This is a genomic window from Streptomyces sp. Mut1 (assembly GCF_030719295.1).
GTDB classification, from domain to species: Bacteria; Actinomycetota; Actinomycetes; order Streptomycetales; family Streptomycetaceae; genus Streptomyces; species Streptomyces castrisilvae.
This window is the reverse complement of sequence record NZ_CP120997.1, coordinates 3,404,286-3,423,076: the sequence shown is the minus strand read 5'-3', so window position 1 is coordinate 3,423,076 and position 18,791 is coordinate 3,404,286. Positions and strand designations below refer to the sequence as shown.

Annotated in this window: 19 protein-coding genes; 9 read left to right on the top strand and 10 right to left on the bottom strand. The window is 71.5% G+C overall.

The window, feature by feature from the left end; genetic code table 11:
* The first annotated feature begins 64 nt into the window (after positions 1–64).
* Positions 65–694: a PadR family transcriptional regulator gene (locus tag P8A18_RS14695; RefSeq protein ID WP_306054908.1), complete on the top strand. Its 630-nt coding sequence runs from the start codon at positions 65–67 to the stop codon at positions 692–694.
* 13 nt (positions 695–707) lie between these two features.
* Here P8A18_RS14695 and gad read toward each other — a convergent pair whose 3' ends face one another.
* Positions 708–2,132, bottom strand: coding sequence for a glutamate decarboxylase (gad, locus tag P8A18_RS14690; protein ID WP_306054906.1), 1,425 nt, complete (start codon positions 2,130–2,132; stop codon positions 708–710).
* A 96-nt stretch (positions 2,133–2,228) separates the two neighbouring features.
* A complete protein-coding gene (locus tag P8A18_RS14685) occupies positions 2,229–3,503 on the bottom strand; it encodes an ion channel protein (protein WP_306054904.1) in 1,275 nt (424 codons plus the stop codon).
* Positions 3,504–3,637: 134 nt separating this feature from the next.
* Between P8A18_RS14685 and P8A18_RS14680 the strand changes: the two genes are divergently transcribed.
* Positions 3,638–4,396 carry a MerR family transcriptional regulator gene (locus tag P8A18_RS14680; RefSeq protein WP_306054901.1) on the top strand — a complete coding sequence of 253 codons (759 nt, stop codon included), beginning with the start codon at positions 3,638–3,640 and terminating at the stop codon, positions 4,394–4,396.
* A 54-nt stretch (positions 4,397–4,450) separates the two neighbouring features.
* Here P8A18_RS14680 and P8A18_RS14675 read toward each other — a convergent pair whose 3' ends face one another.
* Positions 4,451–4,816: a YbjQ family protein gene (locus tag P8A18_RS14675; RefSeq protein WP_018551195.1), complete on the bottom strand. Its 366-nt coding sequence runs from the start codon at positions 4,814–4,816 to the stop codon at positions 4,451–4,453.
* Positions 4,817–4,964: 148 nt separating this feature from the next.
* Here P8A18_RS14675 and P8A18_RS14670 point away from each other — a divergent pair, with 148 nt between their 5' ends.
* Positions 4,965–5,669 (top strand): DedA family protein, encoded by a 705-nt coding sequence (locus P8A18_RS14670; RefSeq protein WP_306054898.1) that lies wholly within the window; start codon positions 4,965–4,967, stop codon positions 5,667–5,669.
* 25 nt (positions 5,670–5,694) lie between these two features.
* On the opposite strand, the gene P8A18_RS14665 is transcribed toward P8A18_RS14670, so the two are convergent.
* Both P8A18_RS14665 and P8A18_RS14660 read right to left on the bottom strand, forming a co-directional pair.
* Positions 5,695–7,374, bottom strand: a complete 1,680-nt coding sequence (locus P8A18_RS14665; protein ID WP_306054896.1) for a threonine/serine exporter family protein — start codon at positions 7,372–7,374, stop codon at positions 5,695–5,697.
* 142 nt (positions 7,375–7,516) lie between these two features.
* Complete coding sequence (locus P8A18_RS14660; protein WP_018551198.1) at positions 7,517–8,008, bottom strand: inorganic diphosphatase; 492 nt, start codon at positions 8,006–8,008, stop codon at positions 7,517–7,519.
* An 86-nt stretch (positions 8,009–8,094) separates the two neighbouring features.
* Between P8A18_RS14660 and dacB the strand changes: the two genes are divergently transcribed.
* The 6 genes from dacB (at position 8,095) to folE (ending at position 15,655) form a co-directional block, all read left to right on the top strand.
* The gene (gene dacB, locus P8A18_RS14655; protein ID WP_306054894.1) at positions 8,095–9,576 is read left to right on the top strand and encodes a D-alanyl-D-alanine carboxypeptidase/D-alanyl-D-alanine endopeptidase; all 1,482 of its coding nucleotides are present in this window, start codon (positions 8,095–8,097) and stop codon (positions 9,574–9,576) included.
* 49 nt (positions 9,577–9,625) lie between these two features.
* On the top strand, positions 9,626–10,759 hold the full coding sequence (locus P8A18_RS14650) for an Rv3626c family coenzyme F420 biosynthesis-associated protein (RefSeq protein WP_306054892.1): 1,134 nt from the start codon (positions 9,626–9,628) through the stop codon (positions 10,757–10,759).
* A 201-nt stretch (positions 10,760–10,960) separates the two neighbouring features.
* Positions 10,961–12,043: a tRNA lysidine(34) synthetase TilS gene (tilS, locus tag P8A18_RS14645; protein ID WP_306054890.1), complete on the top strand. Its 1,083-nt coding sequence runs from the start codon at positions 10,961–10,963 to the stop codon at positions 12,041–12,043.
* A gap of 98 nt (positions 12,044–12,141) precedes the next feature.
* Positions 12,142–12,681 (top strand): hypoxanthine phosphoribosyltransferase, encoded by a 540-nt coding sequence (hpt, locus tag P8A18_RS14640; protein ID WP_306060913.1) that lies wholly within the window; start codon positions 12,142–12,144, stop codon positions 12,679–12,681.
* A 194-nt stretch (positions 12,682–12,875) separates the two neighbouring features.
* Entirely contained in the window at positions 12,876–14,900 is a 2,025-nt protein-coding gene (ftsH, locus tag P8A18_RS14635; RefSeq protein WP_306054889.1) for an ATP-dependent zinc metalloprotease FtsH, read from the top strand.
* A 149-nt stretch (positions 14,901–15,049) separates the two neighbouring features.
* Positions 15,050–15,655 carry a GTP cyclohydrolase I FolE gene (gene folE, locus P8A18_RS14630; RefSeq protein WP_306054887.1) on the top strand — a complete coding sequence of 202 codons (606 nt, stop codon included), beginning with the start codon at positions 15,050–15,052 and terminating at the stop codon, positions 15,653–15,655.
* A gap of 18 nt (positions 15,656–15,673) precedes the next feature.
* Here folE and P8A18_RS14625 read toward each other — a convergent pair whose 3' ends face one another.
* The 5 genes from P8A18_RS14625 to folP all read right to left on the bottom strand — a co-directional run bounded on the left by P8A18_RS14625 (position 15,674) and on the right by folP (position 18,728).
* The gene (locus P8A18_RS14625; RefSeq protein WP_306054885.1) at positions 15,674–16,156 is read right to left on the bottom strand and encodes a DUF3180 domain-containing protein; all 483 of its coding nucleotides are present in this window, start codon (positions 16,154–16,156) and stop codon (positions 15,674–15,676) included.
* 58 nt (positions 16,157–16,214) lie between these two features.
* Positions 16,215–16,826 (bottom strand): 2-amino-4-hydroxy-6-hydroxymethyldihydropteridine diphosphokinase, encoded by a 612-nt coding sequence (gene folK, locus P8A18_RS14620; RefSeq protein WP_306054883.1) that lies wholly within the window; start codon positions 16,824–16,826, stop codon positions 16,215–16,217.
* A complete protein-coding gene (gene folB, locus P8A18_RS14615) occupies positions 16,823–17,182 on the bottom strand; it encodes a dihydroneopterin aldolase (protein WP_018551208.1) in 360 nt (119 codons plus the stop codon). The genes folK and folB overlap by 4 nt, the downstream gene beginning before the upstream one ends.
* Before the next feature lie 209 nt (positions 17,183–17,391).
* Positions 17,392–17,874: a nuclear transport factor 2 family protein gene (locus P8A18_RS14610; RefSeq protein ID WP_306054876.1), complete on the bottom strand. Its 483-nt coding sequence runs from the start codon at positions 17,872–17,874 to the stop codon at positions 17,392–17,394.
* Entirely contained in the window at positions 17,871–18,728 is an 858-nt protein-coding gene (gene folP / locus P8A18_RS14605; protein WP_306054874.1) for a dihydropteroate synthase, read from the bottom strand. The genes P8A18_RS14610 and folP overlap by 4 nt, the downstream gene beginning before the upstream one ends.
* Positions 18,729–18,791 lie beyond the last annotated feature (63 nt).

Sequence of the window (18,791 nt, the reverse complement as noted above, 5' to 3'; positions counted from 1 at the left end):
CCTCCGCAAACACCCGAGGGCACGTCCCGCTACTCTGGTCAAGCCGACCAGAGAGGTGGAGGGCATGTCCGCGATCCGGCTGCTGGTCCTCGGTGCCGTACGCCACCACGGCCGGGCCCACGGCTACCAGGTCCGCAACGATCTGGAGTTCTGGGGCGCCCACGAGTGGTCCAACGCCAAGCCCGGCTCCGTCTACCACGCGCTGAAGCAGCTGGCGAAGCAGGGCATGCTGCTCGCCCACGAGGTCGCGCCGAGCACCGCGGGCGGCCCGCCGCGCATCGAGTACGAGATCACCGAGCAGGGCACCGAGGAATACCTCGCCCTGCTGCGCGCCTCGTTGACCTCGTACGACCAGAAGATGGACGTGCTCTCGGCGGGCATCGGCTTCATCGTGGACCTGGAGCGCTCCGAGGCGGTGGCGCTGCTGCGGGAGCGGCTGGCGCACCTGGCCGCCTGGCGCGCGGATGTCGTCGGACGCTACACGCCCGGTGCGGACGGGCACATCGGCGAGATCATGAACATGTGGATCCACTCGGCGGACGCCGGCGCGGAGTGGACGCGGGGGCTGATCGAGCGGATCGAGGGCGGGGCGTACGTCTTCGCGGGCGAGGGCGAGCCGTTCGTGGGGGTGCTCGCCGAGGGCGAGGCGAACCCGTACGCGACGGGCGTCCCGGACCCGGGGGACGCCCGCTGAGGAGCATCGTGCCTCAGTGGTGGAACGAGGTCGCCGCGTTCTCGTTCCGGGTCAGCGGGTGCGGCTGGGCGCGCAGTTCGGGCAGCAGCAGCCGCAGGTCCTCAAGGAGCAGCTCCGCCAGGTCCGACGAGAAGCCGTTGCGGCACACGATCCGGAGCACCGCCAGGTCCTCGCGGTGCGCGGGGAAGGTGTACGCGGGCACCAGCCAGCCGCGTTCGCGCAGCCGCCGCGAGACGTCGAAGACGTCGTACGCCGTCACCTCCGGCTTGGTGGTCAGCGCGAAGACCGGCAGCTGATCGCCCCGGGTGAGCAGGCGGAAGTCGCCCAGCTCCTCGATCTTCGCCGCCAGTCCGCACGCCACGTCGCGGGCCGCCTGCTGCACGGCCCGGTAGCCGCGCCGGCCCAGCCGCAGGAAGGTGTAGTACTGCGCGACGACCTGGGCGCCCGGCCGGGAGAAGTTCAGCGCGAAGGTGGGCATGTCGCCGCCCAGGTAGTTCACGCGGAAGACCAGCTCCTCGGGCAGGTTCTCGGGCGAGCGCCACAGCACCCAGCCGACGCCCGGGTAGACCAGGCCGTACTTGTGGCCCGAGGTGTTGATGGAGGCGACGCGGGGAAGCCGGAAGTCCCACACCAGGTCCTCGTCCAGGAACGGCGCCACCATCGCCCCGGAGGCCCCGTCCACGTGCACGGGAATGTCGAGTCCGGTGCGCTTCTGGAGGTCGTCCAGCGCCGCGCACAGCTCCTCGATGGGCTCGTAGCTGCCGTCGAAGGTGGAGCCGAGGATGCCGACCACACCGATGGTGTTCTCGTCGCAGAGCTCGACGGCGGCCTGCGGGTCGAGGTGGAAGCGGTCGCCCTCCATGGGCACGAGGCGTGGCTCGACCTCCCAGAACGTGCAGAACTTCTCCCAGCAGATCTGGACGTTGACGCCCATGACGAGATTGGGCCGGGCGGTGGCCGGGTAGCGGTCGGCGTTCCTGGCCGACCAGCGCCGTTTGAGTGCCAGCGCGGCGAGCATGCAGGCCTCGCTCGACCCGGTCGTGGAACAGCCCATGGCCGTCGCGGGGTCGGGGGCGTGCCACAGGTCGGCGAGCATCGACACACAGCGCCGCTCCAGCTCGGCGGTGCGCGGGTACTCGTCCTTGTCGATCATGTTCTTGTCGAGGCACTCGCCCATCAGCACCCCGGCCTCGGGCTCCATCCAGGTGGTGACGAAGGTGGCGAGGTTGAGCCGTGCGTTGCCGTCGAGCATCAGCTCGTCGTGGACCAGCCCGTACGCGGTGTTGGGCGGCAGCGGCCCGTCCGGCATGCGGTGCCTGGGCGGGGCCGCCTCCATGCCGGCGACCGGGTCGGCCACCCCGTAGAAGGGGTTCAGCGCGAGCCTGCGCTGTTCGGGGGAGGGTTCCTTGCTGTGCGCCGAGCCCTGGTGGAGCGGCATCGCAGACCTGCCTTTCTCGGCCCGCGCCCGCGAGGCCGGACGAATCCGACGATACGGACGCCGGTCGGGCCCGCCACCCGTGCGGGGCCGTCCGGTTCAGCGCAGCGCCGTACCGTCCTCGCGCAGCTGCATCTGCGGGCGCCCCGTCACCAGCAGCCAGGCGGGCAGCGAGGCCACGCACAGCACCGGCAGCAGGGACATGTCGGCGGCCAGCACCGCCGCCGTGAACAGGCTCAGCCAGCCCTGCCCGGTGACGGCCAGCAGGACGCCGAGGACCGAGCAGGTCACCGCGAGCGCCACCGGCACCGCGTCGACGAGCGCGTGCGCGCACAGGCCGAGCGCGACGCCGGTGAACACCGCGGGGAAGATCCGGCCGCCCCGGAAGCCGCAGGTCGCCGCGATCACCAGGGCGGCCGTCTTCACCACGGCCATCGCCCCGAATTCGGCGGCCGACCGCCCGTCCGGGTCGGCGGCGATCGTCTTCACCTCGTCCAGCCCCTTGAACAGGGTGAGATGCCCGCCCAGCGCCCCGAGCAGGCCGAGCAGCAGCCCGCCCAGGGTCAGCGCCAGGACGGGGTACGGCAGGGCCCGGAAGGCGCGGTGCGCCGGCGGGAAGGCGTACACCGCCGCGAGGCCGAGCACCGCTCCGGCGGACGCGATCACGAGGGCGGCGAGCAGGTCGCCCCAGTGCGGGGGCCCGTACGCGGGCAGGGACAGGTCGAAGCTGGGGTGGGCGGCCAGCGTCATGGTGAGGGACCCGGCGGCGCCGGCCGCGAGCGGTGCGAACAGCTTGTCCCAGAGCGCGCCCCGGCCGGGGGCGGTGGCCAGCGACTCGGTGAGGATCAGCGCGGCGGCCACCGGGGTGCCGAACAGCGCGCCGATGGTGCCGGCGACGGCGAGCGCGAGCCACAGCTCACCGGGCGCGCCGGGCGCGAGGCGGCGGCCGGCCCAGGCGGCCAGCGCGATGTTGGCGGCGGTGATCGGGTTCTCCGGGCCCAGGCTGACCCCGCCCGCCAGCGCCAGGACGGTCACCACCAGGAGCCCCGGGACCACATGCGGCGGCAGCGGCGGGTCGATCAGCCCCATGGTCGCCGGGTCCGGACCGGCGCGCCCGGGTACCGCCCGGATGACCAGACCGGTCACCAGGCCGGTCGCGGTGAGCATCACGATCATCCACAGCGAGGAGTACCGCCCGACCGAAAGCGCGTCGGGCAGTGTCTCCCAGAGCACGTCCTGCAACTTCTCCGCGAGCAGGCTGACGCCGAGCAGGACGAGCGCCGAGACCACGCCGACGGCCAGGGCGGGCACGATGAGCGCGAGCAGCCGGCGCGCGGGGGCCGGCTCGGCGGCGACGGCGGTATCGGTGGACACGCGCACACCATAGCGACGTAAAAGCCGCAGAAGACTTCAAAAGGCGCGGTTCGTCCTTGCCTTCCGGCTTGCACCTCACGCGACGTCAGGACCCAGGCTCGGACACGTACCCACACAGGAAGGAGCGGGGAGCCATGGAGCACTCCGTGGGAGAGGTCGCCGGATTCGCCGGGGTCACGGTGCGCACGCTGCACCACTACGACTCCATCGGCCTGCTCTCACCGAGCGGGCGCAGCCACGCGGGCCACCGGCGCTACAACGACGCCGACCTCGACCGGTTGCAGCAGATCCTGTTCTACCGGGAGCTCGGCTTCCCGCTCGACGAGATCGCGGCCCTGCTCGACGACCCGGACGCGGACCCGCAGAAGCATCTGCGCAGGCAGCACGCGCTGCTGTCGCACCGGATCGCCGAACTCCAGCGGATGGCCGCCGCCGTCGAGACAGCCATGGAGGCACGAAGGATGGGCATCAACCTCACGCCCGAGGAGAAGTTCGAGGTCTTCGGGGACAAGGACCCGGAGCAGTACGCCGAGGAGGCCGAACGCCGCTGGGGCGGCACCGACACCTACGCCGAGTCGCAGCGCCGGGCCGCCGGCTACACCAAGGAGGACTGGCAGCGGATGAAGGCCGAGGCCGACTCCTGGGCCGAGCGCTACCAGGCGCTGATGGAGGCAGGTGAGCCGGCGACCGGTGAGCGGGCCATGGACATGGCCGAGGAGCACCGGCTCCACATCTCGGGCTGGTTCTACGAGTGCGGCTACGAGATGCACCGGTGCCTCGGCGAGATGTACGTCGCCGACCCGCGGTTCAAGGCGTTCTACGAGTCGATGCGGCCGGGGCTGGCCGAGCACCTGCGCGAGGCGATCGACGCCAACGCGGGGCGCCGGGAGTAGACGGTACGGGTCCGTCACGGGGGCGGGGAGCCCCGCCCCCGCGGCGCGCCCGGCTCAGGACCGGCTGATCACCGCGGCCGTGCCGTACGCGCAGACCTCCGTGCCCACGTCCGCCGCCTCGGTCACGTCGAACCGCATCATCAGCACCGCGTTGGCGCCGCGCGCCCTCGCCTGCTCGACCAGCCGTTCCATGGCCTGGTTGCGGGTCTCGACGAGCGTCTTGGTCAGCCCCTTCAGCTCGCCGCCGATCATGGACTTGAGACCGGCGCCGATCTGGCTGCCGAGGTGACGGGACCTGACCGTCAGGCCGAACACCTCGCCGATGACCTGCGTCACCTGGTGGCCCGGGACGTCGTTCGTGGTGACGACCAGCACGTCGGCCTGGGCCGCCTGGCCGCCGCCGTAATCCTCGATACCCATGGATGGCACCTCCTGGGACCGATTTTTGCCCCGGTTCATCCCCTGTGCATCTCCACAGGGGCCGGTGGAACCCGGAGGCGCCGCGCCGCGTTGATAGCTTTGGGCGGCCACGCAGCCGCTTATCGACCTCATCCTGGAGCCCGGACCCTTGAATACGCTTGCGCTCGGACCGAGCTGGCTGGACCCGGACTATCTCATCGGCCAGTTCGGCCTGGCCGGCGTGCTGGCCATCGTCTTCGCCGAGTCCGGGCTCCTGATCGGTTTCTTCCTGCCCGGTGACTCCCTGCTGTTCACCACGGGCCTGCTGGTGACGACGGAGAAGCTGCATACCCCGCTGTGGCTGGTCTGCGTCCTGGTGGCACTGGCGGCGATCATCGGCGACCAGGTGGGATACCTCTTCGGCCGCAAGGTCGGGCCCTCGCTCTTCAGCCGGCCCGACTCGCGCCTGTTCAAGCAGGAGAACGTCGAGAAGGCCCACGAGTTCTTCGAGAAGCACGGCCCGAAGTCGCTGATCCTGGCCCGCTTCGTGCCCATCGTGCGGACGTTCACCCCGATCATCGCCGGGGTCAGCCGGATGAACTACCGCTCGTTCATCGTGTTCAACGTCATCGGCGGCGTGCTGTGGGGCGTCGGCGTGACGCTCCTCGGCGCGGCCCTCGGCAACGTCGAGTTCGTGCACAAGAACATCGAGGCGATGCTCGTCCTGATCGTGCTGATCTCGGTCGTGCCGATCGCCATCGAGTTCCTGCGCGCCCGCGGCAAGGCGAAGAAGGAGGCGGCGGACACCGGTGACGGCGAGCTGCCGTCCCAGGACCAGGCCGCCGGCCGCCGCGGCCGGCACGCCAAGCGCTGACCCCCGCCCCGGCGCACCGGCCGGGTCAGAAGCCGCGCGTCCGCTTGGCCGCGCGGCGGTTCGCGCCGCCGACCGCGCCCGGCACCCGCATGAACAGCCGGGAGATCTCGCTCCCCAGGTTCACCCCGATGGCGATGGCCAGAGCCGTCGCCACCGCGGTCGACAGCGAGGCCAGCCCCCGGTCCAGCTCGTTCTGCGCGACGCCCAGCAGCCCGAAGTACGTCGCCGAACCGGGCAGCAGCGGCCCGATCGCGGCCGTGATGAAGGGCAGCGACGAGGTGTAGCGGTAGCGCGAGAACAACTGCCCGAACAGCCCGACGAGCCCGGCGGCCGCCGCCGTCGCGGCCACCGCCGACAGATGGCCCGTCCGGGCCATCGCCCCGAAGACGATCCACGCCACCGCGCCGTTCAGGGTCACCGCGAGCACCGTCGCCCGCTCCTGCTGGAGCAGGATCGCGAACGACAGGGTCAGCACCATCGACGCCAGGATCTGGGTCACCGGCCGGTCGTGCGTGATGAACCGCGCCTCCGGGTCCAGCTCCGCGCCCAGTTGAAGGCCCCCGTAGAGCGCCAGCAGCACCCCGGTGACGATGGCGATGAAGAAGTACATGACTTCGAGCAGCCGCGCCGCCGCCGTGATGTAGTACCCGGTCAGCCCGTCCTGCACGCCCGCCACCAGCGCCCGCCCCGGCAGCAGGGCGAACAGCCCACCGGTGATCACCGCCGACGGCCGTACGTCCGACCAGTGGGTCAGCGTCAGCGCCACCCCCATCGCGGCGGGCGGCATCGCCGCCACCACGAACTGGTAGAACTCCGGCAGCCCGCGCCCCGCACACAGCCAGGCCAGCCGGTCGCCGAGCATCGCGCCGAGCGCCGCGATCACGAACACCAGCGGGCCGCCGCCGACCAGCACGGACGCCGCACCGGCCAGCCCGCCAGCGGCCAGCGTGAGCACCCAGCCGGGATACGGGTGCCGGTTGCGGCGGATCTCCGCGAGGCGCCGGTAGGCCTCTTCGAGGGAGACCTCGCCCTCGACCGTGGTGATGTCGTCGATGAGCCGGAAGACCGCCGCCAGCCGGGTGTAGTCGGTGCCCCGGCGGCGTACCGTACGGCTCGCCGTCACCGGGTCGTCCACCAGCGACGGCTGGTGCGAGATGGACAGCAGCGTGAACGTCACGGTCGGCTCGCAGCGGTCGAGGCCATAGCTGCGCGTCACCGCGAACATCGCCGCCTCGACGTCCTCGGCGCCCTCACCGCCCGCGAGCAGCAGCTCCCCGATACGCAGCGTCAGGTCGAGCACGCGCGGCACCGCGGGCCCCGCCTCGTCGTGCCGCTGGACCGGCTCCGGCGCCGGGCGCTCGGCGACCGGCATCCGCAGCATCGTGCGCATCCGGTCCTGCCAGGGCGCCTCCTTGGTCAGCCGGACCATCGGGATGCCGTGCGCCGGAGTGAACGCCGGCGGGGAGTCCCGCACGCTGTACGTGCTCGGCAGGGCGAACGCCGAACCGGTCGTCTCCGACCCGGAACCGGAGTCCGGACCCTGCGGCTCGGGCGTCAGACCGGCCGGAAGCGCGAACTCCGACGTCGGGTGGTCCTCCTCCGACGGCGGCGCGGGACGGTCCGTACCGGCAGGCACGGAGAAGGCACTGCGCGCCTCGTCGGACTGGGGCTTCTCGTCATCGGGCCCGCCCGGTTCCGCCACCACTCGCCCTCGCTCCTCATCGGCTGCGCGTCCTCGGCTGCGCTCCTGCCCAGTATGGCCACGCCCATGGGAGCGCACACGAAACGGGCGGCACACCCGTGAAGGAGTACCGCCCGTTCAGTGGTCCGTTTCCGCGAACGGAACGTCAGTGCGCGCCGTGCGACTCAAGACGCTTGCGGGAGGCCTCGATCTCGGCCTCCGCCTCGGCGCGGCCGACCCAGTCGGCGCCCTCGACGGACTTGCCCGGCTCCAGGTCCTTGTACACCTCGAAGAAGTGCTGGATCTCCAGGCGGTCGAACTCCGACACGTGCTGGATGTCCTGCAGGTGCTCCACCCGGGGGTCGGACGCCGGGACGCAGAGCAGCTTGTCGTCGCCGCCGGCCTCGTCGGTCATCCGGAACATGCCGATCGCGCGGCACTTGATGAGGCAGCCCGGGAACGTCGGTTCCTCCAGGATGACCAGCGCGTCCAGCGGGTCGCCGTCCTCGCCGAGGGTGTTCTCGACGAAGCCGTAGTCCGCCGGGTAGCTGGTCGAGGTGAAGAGCCGACGGTCCAGACGAATCCGGCCGGTCTCGTGATCCACCTCGTACTTGTTGCGCGAACCCTTCGGGATCTCGATAACGACGTCGAACTCCACGGGTGGCTCCTCCATGATCAACACATACGACTGGTGGTTAAGTGTCCCTCACGCAGATGTGTGCTCGCGAAAGGGGCTGGTCAACGGTGGCCGAGCCGGTGGAAAGACCGTCGATCGACCCGCCCGGCGGGCCGGGCGGATCCCTCGCGGGCCGCCTGGGCGTGCGGGGCGGACTGAACAACTGGCAGTTCACGGCCGTCTCCGCCGTCGCCGGTCTGGCGCTCGCGGCCGGCGCGGTCCTCGCCGCCGGCCCCTGGGACTCGGGTCAGCGTAAGGCCGAGCAGGACTGGGCGGCCGCCCGCGCCCGTACAGGTGGCGCACATCACGTGCCCGGCGACCCCTCGGGCCCCGCCCCCGCCCCCAGCGCCCCGGCCGTCCTCGCCGCCCTCGGCACCACCGTCCAGGACGCCCCGGCCGGCGCGACGCCCGACCTGCGCGCCGTCCTGGACCCGCTGCTGAAGAACGACGCGCTCGGCGACCGGCGTGCCGCCGTCGTCATCGACACCGCCACCGGCAGGCGGCTGTACGGCAAGGGGGCCGACGCCCCCATGACACCCGCGTCCACCGTCAAGATCGCCACCACCGTCGCCGCCCTGAGCGCGCTCGGCCCCGACCACCGCATCCCCACCACCGTCCGCGCCTCCGCCGACCTGCGCACCGTCACCCTCGTCGGCGGCGGCGACCCCACCCTCGACAAGGCCGCCCTGCGCACCCTGGCCGCCGGCACCGCCCGCGCCCTGAAGGCCGGCAAGGTCACCTCCGTACGGCTCCGCTACGACACCTCCGGCTACACGGGGCCCTCGCACCACCCGATCGGCCCCAACGAGAACATCGCTCCGATGAGCGCCCTGATGCTGAACGAGGGCCGCCAGGACGACTCCTCCAGCGGCCCCGCCCCGCGCAGCGAGGACCCGGCCGGGGACGCCGCCCGCACCTTCGCCGCGCTCCTGGACGACGCCGGGATCACCACCGGGGCCGACCCCGCCGCCGGCCGCGCCGCCAAGACCTCCCGTACGGTCGCCACGCATCTGTCCGCCCCGCTCTCCGGCCTGGTCGAACGGGCACTCACCAACAGCGACAACGACATCGCCGAGGCACTCGCCCGGCAGACCGCCGTCGCCGCCGGCGAACCCGCCGACTTCGACGGCGGCCGACGGGCCGTCACCGCCCAGCTCAAGAAGCTCCGGCTGCCCCTCACGGGCGTGAACATCGCCGACGGCAGCGGGCTCAACCGCAAGGACAAGGTCACCGCCGCCCTGCTGGCCGGTCTCCTCGCCCGCGCGGCCGACCCCGGCCACCCCGAACTGCGCCCCGTCCTCACCGGCCTCCCGGTGGCCGGATTCAGCGGCACGCTCAGCGGCCGCTACACCACGAAGGCCGGAGGCACCGGCTTCATCCGCGCCAAGACCGGCACCCTGACCGGCGTCAACAGCCTCGCCGGCACGGTGGTCGACACCCGCGGCAGGCTCCTCGCCTTCGCCTTCCTGGCCTCCGGCACCACCGCCCCCTCCGAGGCCCAGGCAGCCCTCGACAAACTCGCCACCGCACTCGCCGCCGGCGAGCGATGACCCCGTCAACACCTCCTCGTTCATGGGCCCGAGCACGTACGGTTGACGCATGACGAGCATCGGTGGTGCAGGGATGGTCGACTGGAACCTCGCGGTCGCGACCGCGACCCGGCTTGTGCGGCCGGGCCCCGAGATCAGCCGCGAGGAGGCCCGCGAAGTCGTCGCGGAGCTGCGCAGGCACGCGAAGGCCGCGGAGGAGCACGTCCGTTCCTTCACCCGGATGATCCCCGAAGGGACCGAACCGGAGGACACCCCCGTCCTGGTCGTCGACCGCACGGGCTGGATCAAGGCGAACGTCGCGGGCTTCCGCGAACTGCTGCGCCCCCTCCTGGAGAAGATGGAGGAACGGCGCGGCGGCGGCGCGGGCGGTGCCGTGCTCGGCGCGGTCGGCTCCAAGGTCACCGGCGTCGAGGTCGGGATGCTGCTGTCCTTCCTGGCCTCGCGCGTCCTCGGCCAGTACGAGACCTTCGCCCCCGCCACCCGCGAACTGCCCGCGTCCGCCGACGGCGGCGGCCGGCTCCTGCTGGTGGCGCCGAACATCGTGCACGTCGAGCGCGAGCTCGATGTCGACCCGCACGACTTCCGCCTCTGGGTCGCCCTCCACGAGGAGACCCACCGCACCCAGTTCACCGCGGTGCCCTGGCTCCGCGACCACCTCCAGGGCGAGATCCAGTCCTTCCTGGACGAGACCGACGTCGACCCGATGACTTTCCTGGAGCGGCTGCGCGAGGCCGTCCAGTCACTCGCCGGAGGGAGCCCCGAGGGCGAGGAGGGCGAGGACGGCGGCCGCAGCCTGGTCGAGCTCGTCCAGACCCCCGCCCAGCGCGAGATCCTCGGCCGCCTCACCGCCGTGATGTCCCTGCTGGAGGGGCACGCCGACTACGTGATGGACGGCGTCGGCCCCGAGGTGGTGTCCTCCGTCGGCGAGATCCGCGAGAAGTTCCAGCAGCGCAGGGCCCGCGGCGCGAGCCGGCTGGACCAGGCGCTGCGCAAGCTGCTGGGGCTCGACGCCAAGCTGCGCCAGTACCGGGACGGCGAGCGGTTCGTGCGCGCTGTGGTCGACAAGGTCGGCATGGACGGCTTCAACCGCGTGTGGACCTCTCCCAACACCCTCCCGACCAAGGCCGAGATCGCCGCGCCCGAGGACTGGATCGCGCGGGTGCACCGTAAGGCAGAGTCGTGAGCCCGGCCCGTGCGCGGGCCCGGGACCCGAAGGCAACGCGCCGGTAATCACCCATCCGAGGGACCGTGGGGGCATGGGAAGGCGTGCAATGCTCGATGAACGGCATTGCTCTGTCACCATCGACGCACTCTGAGTGACGGCACTCCTTCTCGTCCGGCACTCCGAGCCATCCCCCGAAGAACTTCACGAAGGGCACCGGACATGGGTCCCCATCCTGCGGTCGCGGCGATACGCCTGGCGGTCCGCCGCGTACTCCACGACGTCATCGCCGAACACGCCGAACAGACCGAACGCGCCGGGCACGCCCCGCACCCCGAGCTCGCACAGGCCGGAGCGGGCAGCCGCCGCACCGCCCTCCCCGAACGAGCCGATACCCCTCTGGTGCTCGTGGCATGCTCCGGAGGCGCCGATTCCATGGCGCTCGCCTCCGCCCTCGCCTTCGAGGCCCGCAAACTCCCCGTCCGGGCCGGCGGCGTCACCGTCGACCACGGCCTCCAGGACGGCTCCGACATCCGCGCCACCGAGGTCGCCACCCGGCTCGCCGCCATGGACCTCGGCCCCGCCGAAGCCGTCGCCGTCCGCGTCGGCCGCGAGGGAGGCCCCGAGGCCGCCGCCCGCGACGCCCGCTACGCCGCCCTCGACGCCGCCGCCGAACGCCACGGCGCCGCCGCCGTCCTGCTCGGCCACACCCGCGACGACCAGGCCGAGACCGTCCTGCTGGGCCTCGCCCGCGGCTCCGGCATCCGCTCCCTGTCCGGCATGGCCGCCGCCTCGGGCCCGGCCGGCCGCTACCGCCGCCCCTTCCTCCACCTCGACCGCCAGACCGCCCGCACCGCGTGCCTGGCCCAGTCCCTGCCCGTCTGGGACGACCCGCACAACGTCGACCCCGCCTACACCCGCTCCCGGCTGCGCCACGAGGGCCTGCCCGCCCTGGAGAAGGCCCTCGGCAAGGGCGTCGTCGAAGCACTCGCCCGTACGGCGCAGCTCTCCCGCGACGACGCCGACGCCCTGGACACCTGGGCCGCGGCCGCCGACCGTGACGTACGCGACGACGCGGGCCGTCTGGAGTGCGCCAAGCTGTACGCGCTGCCCCCCGCGGTACGCCGCCGGGTGCTGCGCCGGGCCGCCATAGAGGCGGGTTCACCGGCCGGTTCGCTGTTCGCCCGGCACATCGAGGAAATCGACCGCCTCGTCACCGGCTGGCGCGGCCAGCAGGCCATCAACCTCCCCGGCCGCGTCGAAGCCCTGCGCCAGGGTGGCAGACTGGTCATCCGGCAGAGCTGAGCACAAGCGGCTGACACGCAGGGCGATCGCCGCGCAGGCCCGGGACTCCATCCCGGACCCGGCAGGCACAGAAAGAGACGCGGGTGAACGAGAAGGACATGGGCGCCGACCTCCAGTCGGTGCTCCTCACCAAGGAAGAGATCGACGCGAAGCTCACCGAGCTCGCCGCGAAGATCGACGCGGAGTACGCCGGCAGGGACCTGCTCCTCGTCGGAGTCCTCAAGGGCGCGGTCATGGTCATGGCGGACCTGGCGCGCGCGCTGTCCACCCCCGTCACGATGGACTGGATGGCCGTCTCCTCGTACGGCGCGGGCACCCAGTCCTCGGGTGTCGTCCGGATCCTCAAGGACCTGGACACCGACATCAAGGGCAAGCACGTCCTGATCGTCGAGGACATCATCGACTCGGGCCTGACCCTGTCCTGGCTGATGTCGAACCTCGGCTCGCGCGAGCCGGCGTCGCTGGAGATCTGCACCCTGCTGCGCAAGCCGGACGCGGCGAAGGTCGCGCTCGACTGCAAATGGGTCGGCTTCGACATCCCCAACGAGTTCGTCGTCGGTTACGGGCTGGACTACGCGGAGAAGTACCGCAACCTCCCCTTCGTCGGAACGCTCGCTCCGCACGTCTACGGAGGCTGAGGGCCCGCGGCCCCGCTGCCGCGGACTCCGGGAACCCTCACAGGCCTCCCGCCGTTGAGCCTTCGAAGGCGGGTTCGCCGGACGTCCGAGGCGGACGCCGGTGCCAATGCTGGGGTACCGTCCGAGGAACAGTCTTTACTCACAGCAGCATTTACCTACGGGCAGGAGGGACGGGGCGACTTCGCTCCGTATGGATGGACGTGAAGCGATACTTCCGTGGGCCGGTCATGTGGATCGTGCTGGCCGTCCTCGCCGTGGTCGTGTTGATGAATGTCGTCGGCTCGGGCGGCGGCTACAAGACGGTGGACACCGGCCAGGTGATCCAGGCGATCAGCAAGAACCAGGTGGAGCAGGCCAAGCTGACCACCGGTGACGATCAAATCCTCAAGATTGAGATGAAGGACGGCCAGAAGCTGGCCGACGAGTCCGGCAGCAAGTTCCAGGCGAGCTACATCGGCAATCAGGGCGTCCAGCTCGCCGACATGCTGCAGAAGAAGTTCGAGAGCGGTGACATCGAGAAGGGTTACACCGTCTCGCCGTCGAAGCAGTCCCCGTTCGTCTCGATCCTCTTCTCGCTGCTGCCGTTCGTCCTCATCGTGGTCGTCTTCCTGTTCCTGATGAATCAGATGCAGGGTGGCGGCTCCAAGGTCATGCAGTTCGGCAAGTCCAAGGCCAAGCTGATCACCAAGGACACCCCGAAGACGACGTTCGCCGACGTGGCGGGCTCGGAAGAGGCGGTCGAGGAGCTCCACGAGATCAAGGAGTTCCTCCAGGAACCGGCGAAGTTCCAGGCCGTCGGCGCCAAGATCCCCAAGGGCGTGCTGCTGTACGGGCCCCCCGGTACGGGCAAGACGCTGCTCGCGCGCGCCGTCGCCGGTGAGGCGGGCGTCCCGTTCTACTCGATCTCCGGTTCCGACTTCGTCGAGATGTTCGTCGGTGTCGGTGCCTCCCGGGTCCGTGACCTCTTCGAGCAGGCCAAGGCGAACGCCCCGGCGATCGTCTTCGTCGACGAGATCGACGCCGTCGGACGCCACCGCGGCGCCGGCATGGGCGGCGGCCACGACGAGCGCGAGCAGACGCTGAACCAGCTGCTCGTGGAGATGGACGGCTTCGACGTGAAGGGTGGCGTCATCCTGATCGCCGCCACGAACCGGCCGGACATCCTCGACCCGGCGCTGCTGCGTCCGGGCCGCTTCGACCGGCAGATCGCCGTCGACCGCCCGGACATGCTGGGCCGTCTGGAGATCCTCAAGGTCCACCAGAAGGGCAAGCCGGTCGCCCCGGACGTCGATCTCGGCGCCGTCGCCCGCCGCACCCCCGGCTTCACCGGCGCCGACCTGTCGAACGTGCTGAACGAAGCGGCGCTCCTCACGGCGCGCAGCAACAAGAAGCTCATCGACAACGAGATGCTCGACGAGGCCATCGACCGCGTCGTGGCGGGCCCGCAGAAGCGGACCCGGATCATGTCCGAGAAGGAGAAGAAGATCACCGCGTACCACGAGGGCGGACACGCCCTGGTCGCGGCGGCCTCTCCCCAGTCGGACCCGGTCCACAAGATCACGATCCTCTCCCGCGGCCGCGCCCTCGGTTACACGATGGTGCTCCCGGAGGAGGACAAGTACTCCACGACGCGCAACGAGATGCTCGACCAGCTGGCGTACATGCTGGGCGGGCGCGCGGCCGAGGAGCTGGTCTTCCACGACCCGACCACCGGCGCCGCGAACGACATCGAGAAGGCCACGGCAACGGCCCGCGCGATGGTCACGCAGTACGGCATGACGGAGCGGCTCGGCGCGATCAAGTTCGGCGGCGACAACACCGAACCCTTCGTGGGCCGCGAGATGGGCCACCAGCGCGACTACTCGGAAGAGGTCGCCGCGCTGGTCGACGAAGAGGTCAAGAAGCTCATCGAGACCGCGCACAACGACGCGTGGGAGATCCTCGTCGAGAACCGCGACGTGCTGGACGCCCTGGTCCTCCAGCTCCTGGAGAAGGAGACCCTGGGCAAGGCCGAGATCGCCGAGATCTTCGCTCCGATCGTCAAGCGCCCGGCCCGCCCCGCGTGGACCGGTTCCTCCCGGCGTACGCCGTCCACCCGCCCGCCGGTGCTCTCCCCGAAGGAGCTCGCCCTGACCAACGGCGCGAGCACGGCGAACGGCTCGGTCACGGACACCGTTCCGGCCGTCGAGTCGATCCCCGAGGAGCGGCCCGAGAGCTAGTCACCGACCCGGTGTGTCCCCTGTCACGGGGCTCCCACCGGGCCCGGAATGGATGCCGCGCCCCCCAGGTTCTAGCCTGTTGGGGGCGCGGCTTTTCCGTACACCTGCGCGAATGCCCCCGCAGTGACAGTTCGAGGAACGAGGCACACATGACCGACCCGGTGACGCTGGACGGCCAGGGACCGATCGGCGAGTTCGACGAGAAGCGTGCCGAGGCCGCTGTCCGGGAGCTGCTCGTCGCCGTCGGCGAGGACCCGGACCGCGAGGGTCTGCGGGAGACCCCGGGGCGCGTGGCGCGGGCGTACAAGGAGATATTCGCGGGCCTGTACCAGGAGCCCGAGGACGTCCTGACGACCACGTTCGACCTGGGCCACGACGAGATGGTGCTGGTCAAGGACATCGAGGTGTTCAGCACCTGTGAGCACCACCTGGTCCCGTTTCGCGGGGTGGCGCACGTCGGGTACATCCCGGCCACCAGCGGCAAGATCACCGGGCTCTCGAAGCTGGCCCGGCTGGTGGACGTCTACGCCCGCCGGCCGCAGGTGCAGGAGCGGCTGACCACGCAGGTCGCCGAGTCCCTGATGGAGATCCTGGAGCCGCGCGGCGTGATCGTCGTCATCGAGTGCGAGCACATGTGCATGTCGATGCGGGGCATCCGCAAGCCCGGGGCGAAGACGCTGACCTCGGCCGTGCGCGGGCAGCTGCGGGACCCCGCGACGCGCGCCGAGGCCATGAGCCTGATCATGGCGCGCTGACGCCCGGCGTCCCCTTTCCTACGCCGCCGCCGCGCCGGTGTTGTCGTCCTTGTCGTCCGGGAGCTTGCAGACGTGCTCCAGGAACAGGGCGGCGGCGATGACGCCGATGCCGGCCAGGACCGAGAAACCGGCGTAGATCGCCTGGTCGCGGCGGGGCGGGATGTCGAGGGAGCCGAGCAGGAAGACGCCCGTGCCGCCGTACATCCCGGCGACCAGGGCGACGACGAGGGCGCTGGCCTGGGCGAAGACCAGGGCGCGGGCCGCCATCAGCGGCTCGACGCCCTTCGCTCCCGGCCGGCGCTCGCGCTGGGCGCGCAGCCGGGAGCGGATGGACAGGGCCGTAGCCAGCAGGACGACGGCGATCACCGCGAGCACGATGGGCGCGGCCAGCGGCACGCTGGGCAGGGTGCCGTAGGAGTCCCAGAGGCGGGCGGCGCCCCAGGACAGGACGCCGGCGGCGGCGAAGAGGCCGGCCAGGACTCCGAGCCGTAGTTGCTTCACCGGGTGAGCCGCCTTCCGCCGTCTGTGATCGTTCCGCTGTCTTCCGTGAGCCTAACGACTACTCGGGCAGACGGAGTTCCAGGTCGGCCCGGGGGAGGACGCCGCCCTGCCCGACACCGGTCAGCAGCTCGGCGACCGGGCCGGAGCCGGGCAGCTGGGCCTCGGGGTCCACGTCGTGCCACGGGGCGAGGACGAAGGCGCGCTCCCGGGCCCGGGGGTGGGGCAGCGTGAGGACGGGGTCGTCGGAGACCACGTCGGCGTACGCGACGATGTCGACGTCGAGGGTGCGCGGGCCCCAGCGCTCCTCGCGGACCCGTTCGAAGGCTTCCTCGATGGCCTGGCCGCGCTCCAGCAGGGAGGACGGGGGCAGCGTCGTCTTCACGACGATCACCGCGTTGAAGTACGAGGGCTGGGTGCCGGGGTCGACGCCCCAGGGCTCCGTCTCGTACACCGGGGAGACCGCCTTGACCCGGAGGCCGGGCGTGTCCTCCAGGGCGTCGATGGCGCCCTGGAGGGTCTCCAGGCGGTTGCCCAGGTTGGAACCGAGGGAGAGCACCGCGAGTTTGGGGTTGGAGAGCGTGATGTCCGCCGCGTCCACCTGCTCGACCACGGAGGCGGGTACCGGCTGTACGGTCGGGTCGCTCTGCCCTTCGGTAGAAAATGCAGTCATGCTCGGCTCCGGGTGATGGTGATGGTGACGTCGTCGAACGGGACGGTGATGGGCGCGTCCGGCTTGTGCACCACGACCTCCACCTCCTCGACGCCGTCGTGCTTGAGGCACTGCTGGGCGATGCGCTCGGCGAGCGTCTCGATCAGGTCGACCGGATCGCCCTGGACCACTTCGACGACCTCTTCCGCGACCACGCCGTAGTGCACGGTCTTCGTCAGGTCGTCGGCGGCTGCCGCGGGGCGGGTGTCGAGGCCCAGCACCAGGTCCACGATGAACGTCTGTCCTTCTTCCCGTTCCCGGGGGAAGACGCCATGGTGCCCTCGGGCCTTGAGGCCGCGCAGCGCGACACGATCCACGCGAATCACTCCTGCTGTCGTTGGTCGTAGGGCTCGGGGCCGCGTGCGGGCGGCCGGGTGCCCGATTTCGAATCTACCTGCGAGCACCGACAGCCTTTCCCCTCGGGGGCCGGGCATGCGGGCGCGGGACAGATAGCCGCTGATACCCCGATGCGGCCGGTTCCAATCCCGGTGGGCCGTCTTTCGTGCCCGATTCGGGCGGGGGTCGTTCAGGACGAGGTCTCTTCGTCCTCTTCCTCACCGGTTTCGGCCAGTACGGGCGAACCGTGGTGCGACCAGAGCTTCCAGCCGTCCAGAGTGCGGCGGAACACATTCGTGGCGACCACGAGCTGCCCGACGAGCGGGCCGAGCGAGCTGCCCTCTTCGGCGGGGCCGCCGCTGAGGATGTTCTCGGTGCACGTCACCAGGGCGGTGTCGCCGGTCATGGAGACGCCGACGTCGGTCAGGAAGAACTGGATGTACTCGGTGTTCGCCATGATCAGCGCGTAGCTGCGCAGCACCTCGCCGCGCCCGCTGAGCACCGGCCAGCCGGGGTGGACGCAGGAGACGGTGAGGTCCTCGCCGGGCAGCCAGAGCGCGGTCAGCGCTTCGAGGTCGCCCTGTTCCAGGGCCTCGTAGAAGGCGGTGTTGGCCCCTTCGACGGCGGCGATGTCGGCGGCGGCCGCCGCGTGGTCGTCCCTCGGCTCGCTCACGCGGCTCCCTCGATGGCGCGGGCGACCCGCACGGCGTCGGCGGTGGCGCGTACCTCGTGGACACGGACGGCCCAGGCGCCGGCGCGGGCGGAGAGCGCGGAGACGGCCGCAGTGGCCGCGTCGCGCTCGCGGGCGGGCGGCGGGGCGCCCTCGCCGGCCAGGACGTGGCCGAGGAACCGCTTGCGGGACGCGGCGACCAGGAGGGGGCGGCCGAGGCCGTGCAGCGCGTCCAGCCGGGCGAGGAGCGCGAGGTCGTGGGCGGCGTCCTTGGCGAAGCCGAGCCCGGGGTCGATGACGAGGCGCTCGGGGGCGACCCCGCCGGCGACCACCGCGTCCATCCGGGCCCGCAGCTCCGCGGTGACCTCGGCGACCACGTCCCCGTACACCGCCCGGCTGTTCATCGACTCGCTGAAGCCGCGCCAGTGCATGACGACGAAGGGGGCACCGGCCGCGGCGACGACCGGGACCATGTCCGGGTCGGCCTGGCCGCCGCTCACATCGTTGACCAGGACCGCGCCGGCGGCGATCGCCCGCTCGGCGACGCGGGCCCGCATGGTGTCGACGGAGACCGTGACCCCTTCGGACGCCAGGCCGCGGACCACCGGGATCACCCGGCGCAGCTCCTCGGACTCGTCCACCCGGCTGGCGCCCGGCCGGGTCGACTCGCCGCCGACGTCGACCAGGTCGGCGCCCTCGCCGACCAGGTCGAGGCCGTGCTTGACGGCCGTCGTGGTGTCGAACCAGCGGCCCCCGTCGGAGAAGGAGTCGGGGGTCACATTGACGACGCCCATGACCGCGCAGCGGTCCCACTCCGGCAGACCCTCGACCGTGCCTCGTCCACGCAACGTACTCATACGACCAGCGTAGGCCCGTACGGGCCGCTGATACGCCGCGCGGTACGGCCGTACGGGCCGCGG